The 9,817-nt window shown below is 44.2% G+C and carries 11 protein-coding genes and 1 pseudogene; all 12 read left to right on the forward strand.

Annotated elements, in window-relative coordinates:
- Positions 1 to 76: 76 nt before the first annotated feature.
- Entirely contained in the window at positions 77 to 964 is an 888-nt protein-coding gene (locus CXF78_RS02480; protein ID WP_011635845.1) for a DUF3014 domain-containing protein, read from the forward strand.
- 248 nt (positions 965 to 1,212) lie between these two features.
- Positions 1,213 to 1,992, forward strand: a complete 780-nt coding sequence (locus tag CXF78_RS02485) for a beta-ketoacyl synthase chain length factor (RefSeq protein WP_102035868.1) — start codon at positions 1,213 to 1,215, stop codon at positions 1,990 to 1,992.
- Entirely contained in the window at positions 1,985 to 2,839 is an 855-nt protein-coding gene (locus CXF78_RS02490) for a lysophospholipid acyltransferase family protein (RefSeq protein WP_102035869.1), read from the forward strand. Before CXF78_RS02485 ends, CXF78_RS02490 begins: the two co-directional genes overlap by 8 nt.
- A gap of 28 nt (positions 2,840 to 2,867) precedes the next feature.
- The gene (locus tag CXF78_RS02495; RefSeq protein WP_011635842.1) at positions 2,868 to 3,122 is read left to right on the forward strand and encodes a phosphopantetheine-binding protein; all 255 of its coding nucleotides are present in this window, start codon (positions 2,868 to 2,870) and stop codon (positions 3,120 to 3,122) included.
- Positions 3,123 to 3,130: 8 nt separating this feature from the next.
- Complete coding sequence (locus CXF78_RS02500; RefSeq protein WP_102035870.1) at positions 3,131 to 3,379, forward strand: acyl carrier protein; 249 nt, start codon at positions 3,131 to 3,133, stop codon at positions 3,377 to 3,379.
- Positions 3,379 to 3,930 (forward strand): COG4648 family protein, encoded by a 552-nt coding sequence (locus tag CXF78_RS02505; protein ID WP_102035871.1) that lies wholly within the window; start codon positions 3,379 to 3,381, stop codon positions 3,928 to 3,930. Before CXF78_RS02500 ends, CXF78_RS02505 begins: the two co-directional genes overlap by 1 nt.
- Positions 3,923 to 5,290, forward strand: a complete 1,368-nt coding sequence (locus CXF78_RS02510) for an AMP-binding protein (RefSeq protein WP_102035872.1) — start codon at positions 3,923 to 3,925, stop codon at positions 5,288 to 5,290. Before CXF78_RS02505 ends, CXF78_RS02510 begins: the two co-directional genes overlap by 8 nt.
- Complete coding sequence (locus tag CXF78_RS02515; RefSeq protein ID WP_059745812.1) at positions 5,283 to 5,675, forward strand: ApeI family dehydratase; 393 nt, start codon at positions 5,283 to 5,285, stop codon at positions 5,673 to 5,675. The genes CXF78_RS02510 and CXF78_RS02515 overlap by 8 nt, the downstream gene beginning before the upstream one ends.
- On the forward strand, positions 5,672 to 7,492 hold the full coding sequence (locus tag CXF78_RS02520; protein WP_102035873.1) for a glycosyltransferase family 2 protein: 1,821 nt from the start codon (positions 5,672 to 5,674) through the stop codon (positions 7,490 to 7,492). Before CXF78_RS02515 ends, CXF78_RS02520 begins: the two co-directional genes overlap by 4 nt.
- Before the next feature lie 4 nt (positions 7,493 to 7,496).
- Positions 7,497 to 9,059: an HAL/PAL/TAL family ammonia-lyase gene (gene hutH, locus CXF78_RS02525; RefSeq protein ID WP_102035874.1), complete on the forward strand. Its 1,563-nt coding sequence runs from the start codon at positions 7,497 to 7,499 to the stop codon at positions 9,057 to 9,059.
- Positions 9,060 to 9,491 carry an acyl-CoA thioesterase gene (locus CXF78_RS02530; RefSeq protein ID WP_102035875.1) on the forward strand — a complete coding sequence of 144 codons (432 nt, stop codon included), beginning with the start codon at positions 9,060 to 9,062 and terminating at the stop codon, positions 9,489 to 9,491.
- Between the two features lie 68 nt (positions 9,492 to 9,559).
- Positions 9,560 to 9,817: pseudogene (locus CXF78_RS02535) on the forward strand (outer membrane lipoprotein carrier protein LolA); the annotation flags it as partial.

Raw genomic sequence — 9,817 nt, forward strand, 5'->3', positions numbered from 1 at the left:
GCAGAATGGATATAGCAGAATTTTTCGACTCCACCAAGATATTAGTATCGATTAGCAATAACCCCAAGGAATTGAAATGCAAGTTAATGAAGAAGACCGAATTACCCCACAAGCCGCTGAAAAACCAGGGTCTAACATGTTATTAATCGCTATCGCGGTAATAGCCCTCTTAGGCGCAAGCAGTTATTTCTATTTTACCAGTGATGACGCTGAAGAATTTGAACCAGTTGTTATCACTCCAGTTGAGCTGCCAGAGTCAGTTCCAGAGACGCCAATAGAGCAAACGCCTATTGAAGAACCGCAAAATGTTACCACAACAGATGATGTAGTCCCCACTGGCGAATCCGAGACAGCTACGGAAGCTGTAGTTGCAGAACCACTTCCTGCATTAGCTGAGTCTGATGATTTTGTTGAAGCAAAAACATTAGCTATAGCCAACGGTATGAAAATAGCGCCGATGATCTTGAAAAAAGACATTGCCCGCCAATTTGTGGTGTTTGTCGATAACCTAGCCCAAGGCGATATTGTGCGTAAAGCTAGCCCGTTAAAAGGCCCTGACACGCAATTTACCGTGAGTGAAATAACCAACAAAACATATCTTAATCCAGATGGTTATCATCGATATGATTTGTATGCCAATTTTATAGCAGGCTTGAGCGATAAAGATTTAGTCGCGACTTACACTGAGTTAAAACCACTATTTGCCGAAGCCTTTACTGAACTTGGTTACAGTGATATTGATTTTGATAAGCGTATGCAACAGGCTTTTAGCATGGTTGCTAGCGCGCCCATTATTGAAGACCCTATTGAGTTATCGTCAATCAGTGTTAACTATAAATATGTCGATCCTAACCTTGAAGCATTACCTAATGCCCAAAAGTTGTTGATCCGTATGGGGCCAGACAACACTCGAAAAATTAAAGAAGCTGTCAAAAAATTGCAGCAAAGCTTTGCGAACAAATAAGCTTTACATCAAACGGTAAAGCTATTTTATTAAGCTAACAGCAATCAGCGCGACGTTTACCGTCGCGCTTTTTTATTTAATAGTCACTTTGTTGAATTAACCCTCAGCTATTAGGCTTTTTCGTCCACACGGCTTCTTATCGACATTCACTTCGGTGTACAATTGGCAAGGTTAACGAATCGTCATTATGTAGATGATAATTGTTAACAATTAGATAAGGATAGCTAGGCAATTATAGAGGGAATGTAGTGCATTTAGAATTTGAACTTCTATCATGGGGCGCATGGTCGCCGGACTTTCAGACACCTGAAAGTTGGCTACAATGGCAACAGCCTAATGGCAATTTGGCGCCTAAGCCAGACTCACCGCCATTGGCTCACATTCCTGCCATGCAACGCCGTCGCTTTAGTCGCTTAACTAAAATGATGCTCACGGCCGCCTACCAATGCCAACCTGATAATAATTGCCGCAGTATTTTTTCATCTCGCCATGGAGAGCTCACGCGCACCTTGGGCTTACTCAAAGATATCACCCAACAACAAGCGTTATCGCCAATGGCTTTTAGTCAATCAGTGCACAATACTGCCAGTGGCATTTTCGGTATTGTTAATAACAATACCGCTTCGTCTACATCGATTGCCGCTGGTGAACAAACTCTCACTCAGGCACTTATTGAAGCCTACGCGCAATTAGCGCAATCGCCACAACCTGTATTGGTTGTATTTGGTGATGACCCGGTTCCACCGGTATACAGTGAGTTTACTCACGAAGTCGAACTACCTTTGGCGTTAGGTTTGTACCTAGCACCATTTAATAGCAGTGCCCCACAAGCCAAAAATCAGTTTGCAGACACCACTTTACAACACGATTCGGCTCAGCGAATGACCCTTAGCGTGTCCGATCATCCGCCCGAGCATCACAGTCAAAACAACATCTGCATGAGCGAGTTAATACACCATATTGCCAGTGCAAAACATATCCAAGGTAAATTGTGCCATTGGTATTGGTCGCTTGAACATCATGCCTAATCAACACCATACAAGACAGCATACTGACGCTATTGTGCAAAAAAAAGCCACAGCGCCAAAACTCAGCGGTTTACGTTATATACCTCGCTGGGTTGGGGGTGTGTGTTGTTATATTGCTTTTGGTTTAGGCGGCTTGTTGAGTTCATTGACTATTTTACCGCTATTACGATTTTGGCCTGGCGAGAAAACAGTGCGCGTAGCTCGGGCCCAAAAAGCCGTCAGTTGGATGTTTAAAGCATTTGTTGCCATGCTCAGTTTTGCTGGAGTAATAGCTGTGAGCACCAAAAATATTGAGGCACTACAGCAAACTAAAGGAAAAGTGGTCATCGCTAATCATCCGACATTAGTGGACGTGGTGGTATTGATTAGTCTTATGCCGAATGCGGGCTGTATTGTAAAACAAAGCTTATGGCGTAATCCGTTTATTCGCGGCGTACTCGCCAGTGCAGGTTATATCCCTAATCGCGGCGCAGACTGGCTTTTACATGACTGCCAGCAAGTGCTGCGTACCGATACTAATTTGATTATTTTCCCCGAGGGTACCCGTACTTTAACCGGTAATATTGTTAACCCCTTTGCGCGTGGCGCGGCCAATATTGCCTTGCGCACCCAAACCGATATTTTACCCGTGGTGTTACGTACTGATGTTGCAGGCTTAACTAAGCAACAATCTTGGTACCAAATTCCACGGCAAACCATCAATATGTCAGTAGAAATTGGCACAAGCATGTCATACCTGCTGTATGATGCTAAACGAGGTAATGAAGCCAAAATGGCTCGACAGCTAACGCGCGACTTACAGCAGTTTTACCTTGATACACTTAAACAGCCTATCAAGTCACATTGATAGCCATACTTATAAGAAAGACAAAAAAATGAACTTACACAATCAAATAAAACAACTGATCATTGATTGCTTAGATCTCGAAGATGTCACTGTCGATGATATCGAAACCGATGCGGCCTTATTTGGCGACGGTCTGGGCTTAGACTCGATCGACGCACTTGAATTAGGCTTGGCAATTAAGAAAGAGTTTGATGTCAAAATTGAAGCCAATTCTGATGCGACTAAAGCACACTTTTTCAGTGTTGCTAGCTTAGCTAGCTTTATTGAATCTCAACGTGTTTAGGAGTCAGCATGCAAAATCGTGAACAAATCCTTGAGATGCTAAGTGGCATTTTAATTGATGAATTTGAAATAGAAGCAGCTGATATCACGCTTGAAGCTTCTTTGTATGAAGATCTGGATTTAGACAGCATTGATGCGGTAGATTTGGTGATTAAATTGCAACAACTGACGGGTAAAAAAATCCAGCCAGAGGCATTTAAAACCGTCCGTACAGTCAATGATGTCGTTAATTCCATTGAAGGCTTAATAAAAAGCTAATGCGGTTAATCCTGCAGATTATGACGACCTTGGTGATTATTGCTTATCCTGTTGCGGTGTACTTTGGTTTGCAGTATTTACCACCTGGCACAATCGCTTTGCTGCTGTGTTTGTTATTATTGCTACGGTTTATGGTCACTAAGCAGCAAGTAAAATCCATGACATTGCCAATACTGGTGGGCATAGGATTGACCGCGGCCAGTTTCATTACTCAACGTAACGACTGGTTACTGTTTTATCCGGTGGTGATAAACCTGAGCATGTTGGGGTTATTCAGTTACTCACTGATTAATGGTCCAAGCATGATTGAGCGCTTAGCACGCTTAAAAGAGCCTGATTTACCAGACTCCGCTATACCTTACTTACAAACCGTCACTAAACTTTGGTGTGGGTTATTTATTGTAAATGGTGCTGTGGCAACCTATACCGCCATAGCAACAAGTATTGAAATATGGACGCTTTACAACGGACTGATCGCCTACCTGTTTATGGGGTTGCTGCTCAGTGGTGAATGGATTTATCGTCGCTTTTGGTTGAAAAAACATGAATAAGCTTTTACTCAATTGGTTATCTACAGGGCCTGCCTCGCAGCAGCTAATCAGCTTTGACCATCATGACATCATGACGGGATCGTTGTTTTGCGCGCAAGTGGCCCACTTACATGCTCAGCTGATTCAAAGTGATGCTCAGCGTTGGCTGCTTGCAGCCAAGCACAGTGATTTATTTGCCGCTGGTTTATGTGCAGCCTTGTTAGCCGGTAAACAAGTGATATTGCCTGCCAACACCCAACGAGGCACCTTGAGCGAGCTCAACCATGAATTTGATGCCATTATTGCCGACACGCCATTATGTGAAGTGCGTGAGTATATCGCGCTCAAAAAAGAACTCAGTTTGCCCGCTGCAACTTGGCCTAAAACCAAGCTATTAGGTGAATTAGTACTATTCACCTCCGGCAGTAGCGGTCAGCCCAAAGCAATCAAAAAAACACTGCAACAATTAGATGCCGAAGTCAGTATTCTTGAGCAAACATTTGCCGAACATTTGCCTCATTGTTCAGTGGTATCGACAGTTTCACATCAGCATATTTATGGTTTATTGTTTAAAATTTTGTGGCCTTTAGCCGCGAGCCGAGCATTCTTAAGTGAACAAATCGACTTTCCTGAAACCTTAAGCTACTACTTGGCCATTATGCCAAATTTGTGTTTAATCAGTAGTCCAGCTCAATTGACCCGCTTGCCTGATGCTCTAGAAAATCAAAAACAACAACGTATCCCAAGCTTAATTTTCAGCTCTGGTGGTCCGTTAAATTTTGATGCCGCCCAAGCGGTTAAACAATGCTTTAATCAGTTGCCCATTGAAATATTTGGCAGCACTGAAACCGGCGGTATTGGATATCGACGCCAACAGCAACCCATGCAACCATGGCAAGCATTTACCCAAGTGAATGTCGATATGGACCCGCAAGATGGTGCGCTGATGCTGCAATCTGTTTATTTAGACAATCCAACTCAATGGTTAAAATGTGATGACAAAATTGAATTGTTAACAGATGGCCAGTTCCGTTTATTGCATCGCCTTGATCGCATTGTCAAAATTGAAGAAAAACGCTTGTCGTTAGCGCAAGTGGAGCATTTACTGCAAACTCATCCTTTTGTCAGCGAAGCGGCCGTCACAGTTTTAGAGCAACCGCGCACCATGCTAGGTGCTGCAGTCTGTTTAAGTGAATTAGGCCAGCAAACACTCAAAGCGGAAGGAAAATTAGCGGTTAATAATGCCTTAAAAAACCATTTATTGAGCCAGTTTGAACGTATCACCCTACCACGACGCTGGCGTTATCCTGCACACTTGCCACTCAATAGCCAAGGCAAGCGTACTCAATCAGAAATTGTAGCCTTATTTAGTCATGATTAAGTCAGAATTACCGCATATTGTTAGCCATGAAGGCGATAATAATCTCTATCAATGGCGTTTATTTGTCAGTGCAGATTTAGCCTTTTTCGATGGCCATTTTCCTCAGCAAGCCGTATTACCAGGTGTCACCCAATTGGATTGGGCGGTTAAACTTGGCTGTGAGGCATTTGGTTATTCAGCCCAAGTGGCCACATTAGAAGTGCTTAAATTCCAGCAACTCATTTTGCCCGATACCTATGTTGATTTGATCATTGAACATCAACCTCAAAAAGCAAAACTGATCTTTAGTTATCGAGATCAAGATAAACGGTTTGCCTCTGGCCGTATTGCGCTTAAGCCTGCAGTAGTCACTCCTGCGCCGATTGCCAATGAGATTGCCTCATGAAGCTAGCCTTGGTTATTCCCAATTACAATCATCATATTGCCATTGAACAAACCTTAACTGACTTGGCAAAATTCAATCTGCCTTGTTATTTGGTTGATGATGGTAGCCAGGATGAAACCCGTTATATTTTACAAGCCATGGCAGATAAATTTAGCTGGGTAACGCTCATTAACCATCCGTTTAATCGCGGTAAAGGCGCGGCAGTAACCAGCGGCCTACGCCAAGCATACCGCGATGGTTTTAGCCATGTATTACAGGTTGATGCTGATGGACAACATAATTTAGACGATATTCCGTTAATGATATCGACTGCAGAACAACAGCCACAGGCATTGATCTCTGGCCAACCCATTTATGATGACTCGGTGCCTAAAGGACGTTTATACGGACGTTACATCACCCATTTTTGGGTATGGGTTGAAACCTTAAGTCTCGACATTCAAGATTCTATGTGTGGTTTTCGGGTGTATCCATTAGAGGCTACCGAACAGTTATTAAGCCAGCAAGCACTGGGTGAGCGGATGGACTTTGATATTGAAATCATGGTCAAACTGCACTGGCAAGGTACTCCAGTGGTTCATGTGCCGACCAAAGTAATCTACCCAGAAGACGGTATTAGCCACTTTCAAGGCTTGCAAGACAATGTGCGCATTAGCTGGATGCACACTACATTATTTTTTGGTATGTTGACTCGTTTGCCACAAATTCTGAATAAAAACAGTCCGCATCAACATTGGTCATCAATGGGAGAGCGTGGCGGTTATTGGGGCATAAAATTACTGGCTGAATGTTATCGCTTAGGTGGCCACTGGTTATGCAGAGCGATTATGTATCCGGTGATTGGTTACTTTTTTCTAACCGGTGCTTCAGCTCGTCAAGCGTCGATGAATTTTCTAGCCCGAGTGCAGCAACAAGTTCCAGATCATCCAGATTTACATCAACCCACCCAGTGGCGCGACAGCTTAAATCACTTTATTAATTTTGGTAATGCAGCTCTGGATAGGATCGATGCCTGGTGCGACCGCATCAAACTCAATCAAGTCGATTTTAACGATCGTCATATTCTGGCAAACCAAGTGGCTTCTGGTCGAGGAGCTGTACTGATTGTGTCACATTTAGGTAATTTAGAGTTATGTCGTGCGATTTCAATCCACCAGCAGAAAGTAAAAGTCAACGTTATGGTATTGACTCAACACGCCGAAAACTTTAACAAAGTATTACAACAGCTGAACCCACAAAGTAGTCTGAACCTTATTCATGTTAATGAACTTGATCCCAGTACTTCTATGCTGTTACAGCAAAAAATTGATATGGGCGAAATAGTGGTTATTGCAGCCGACCGCACCTCATCAAACAGCCAAGGTCGGGTGGTTTACCTACCCTTTCTCGGTCATGAAGCGCCGTTTCCCCAAGGACCATTTATTCTTGCAAGCTTGTTAAATTGTCCGGTATACACCATGTTCTGCATTCGCCAACAAGGCCGCTATAAAGTACATGTTGAACACTTAAGCGATAGCTTAAAAGGCCCGCGGGCGGGGCGCATTGCACGCTTAACTGATGCAATGAAATTGTACAGTCAGCGCTTAGAGTACTTTGCCAAACAGGCACCATTGCAGTGGTTTAATTTTTACGATTTTTGGCATAAAGACGAATTGATTGATCGTCCACTGTCGCGCCCCGCTACTGCTGTCAATACGGTTACAGCACCTAATACTAGTAGTGCACCTAATACTGGTAGTGCACTTAATACAAGTGCTGCGTCAAATACAAATACTGCACCCGCTAACAGCACCACTTCACCTAGTCAGGATAACTAATTCAATGAGCAACACTTCTTCACCGTCATCATCTGCCGAAAAAACGGTGCATTTAGGCCAAAGCTACCTGAGCCTTGAACAAGTGGTCGCAGTCGCCAAAGGCGCAACGGTCAAACTAGCGGATGCTGCAGACTATGTTGAATATATTCAAAAAGGCGCCCGTTTCATCGACAGTTTGCTGCATGAAGAAGGCGTAGTATATGGCGTCACCACAGGTTACGGCGACTCTTGTACCGTCAATGTCAGCTTAGACTTAGTCCACGAATTGCCACTGCATTTAACCCGTTTTCATGGTTGTGGTTTAGGTGATGTATTTAGCCCAATGCAAGCCCGCGCGATTATGGCTTGCCGCTTAAACTCATTGGCTGTGGGTAAGTCAGGTGTCAGTTATCTGCTGCTGCAGCGCATTGAATGGCTACTCAATAATGATATTACCCCGGTAATTCCTCAAGAAGGTTCGGTTGGCGCCAGCGGCGATTTAACCCCGCTATCTTATCTTGCCGCAGTACTTGTTGGCGAACGTGAGGTGATATACCAAGGTAAACGCCAAGCGACCAAAGATGTTTATCTGAAATTCGGCATGATGCCATTAACCCTGCGCCCTAAAGAAGGCCTCGCGTTAATGAATGGCACCGCGGTGATGACAGCACTCGCCTGTTTAGCCTATGACAGATCGCAGTACTTAACTCGTTTATCAAGCCGTATTACTGCCATGGCATCGTTAACGCTTAAAGGCAACGCAAATCATTTTGATGAAATTTTGTTTGCCGCCAAACCCCATCCAGGACAAAACCAAATTGCCAGTTGGATCCGCGAAGACTTAAATCATCATGCGCATCCACGTAATTCTGACCGCTTACAAGACCGCTATTCCATTCGCTGTGCACCGCACATCATTGGCGTACTGCAAGATGCTTTACCTTTTATGCGTCAGTTTATTGAAACCGAACTCAATAGCGCTAACGACAACCCGATTGTCGATGCCGAGGGCGAACATATCCTCCATGGCGGTCACTTTTATGGCGGCCACATTGCCTTTGCCATGGATGCGATGAAAAATGCGGTGGCCAATATCGCCGACTTAATTGATCGTCAAATGGCCTTAGTCATGGACCCTAAATTCAACAATGGTTTACCGGCTAATTTATCTGCCGCAGAAGGCGAACGTCGTGCCATTAACCATGGTTTTAAAGCAGTACAAATCGGTGTTTCGGCTTGGACTGCTGAAGCATTAAAAAACACCATGCCTGCCAGTGTGTTTTCTCGCTCAACGGAATGCCACAATCAAGACAAAGTGAGCATGGGCACCATTGCCGCCCGCGATTGCATGCGGATATTGCAACTGACAGAGCAAGTGGCTGCCGCCGCATTATTGGCCATGAGCCAAGGCATTCAACTACGGGTGATACAGAAAGAGTTAGATCCAAATTCACTAACACCATCACTTGCCACCACATTGGCTCAAGTCAGTGAAGATTTTGAACTGCTTACCGAAGACCGTCCATTAGAATCAGTACTACGCCAAACAGTCGACAAAATTCAACTAGGCCTGTGGGAGGTGTGTTAAATGAAAGGTTTATTACTCACAGAAATGGAAATGGTGATCCCGTTTCACGATGTCGACTCGATGGGCATTACTTGGCACGGTAATTACTTACGCTACTTTGAGGTTGTGCGGTGCCAATTACTGGATAAGCTCGGTTATAACTATCGCACTATGCTCGAATCTGGCTACGCTTGGCCGATTGTGGATGTGCAAATTAAGTACGTTAAAAGCAGCACCTTTGACCAAAAAATCAAGGTTGTCGCCGCCATTGTTGAATGGGAAAACCGCTTACGCATTAACTATCAAATTGTTGATGTCGACACCAACGCACGCATCACCAAGGGCTATACCATTCAAGCTGCAGTTGAGATTGCTACCCAAGAATTATGCTTTGTTACCCCTGAGGTATTTCAACAAAAAATTCGCCCATTACTCGATGCGAGCCAAGTGTAATGAGTGCACGCAGCAGAGTGCTTTTGAGCGTATTTACTAGCATATGGGCGCGAGTAAGCAGCATCATTATGCTGTGTTGCCTGTGTATTGCGGCCACCTCGGCGAGCGAATATCCACCAGCAAGTAATAATGAACCGCTTACTCAAGCGCAATTGGCAGATATTCAGGCGTTGTATACTCAACCAGCCAGCACAGAAGTCCTCAGCGCGCTAGCGCAGCAACTGAATCTACAACTAGATACTCGTGGTCAATTTGTTCAACTACGCTATTTACAGGTGCTTAAAAAGCCCTTGCTCAGTCAAGGACAGTTTATATTTAGTCCAACC

It is taken from the genome of Shewanella sp. 11B5 (assembly GCF_002836795.1).
Taxonomy (GTDB): domain Bacteria; phylum Pseudomonadota; class Gammaproteobacteria; order Enterobacterales; family Shewanellaceae; genus Shewanella; species Shewanella frigidimarina.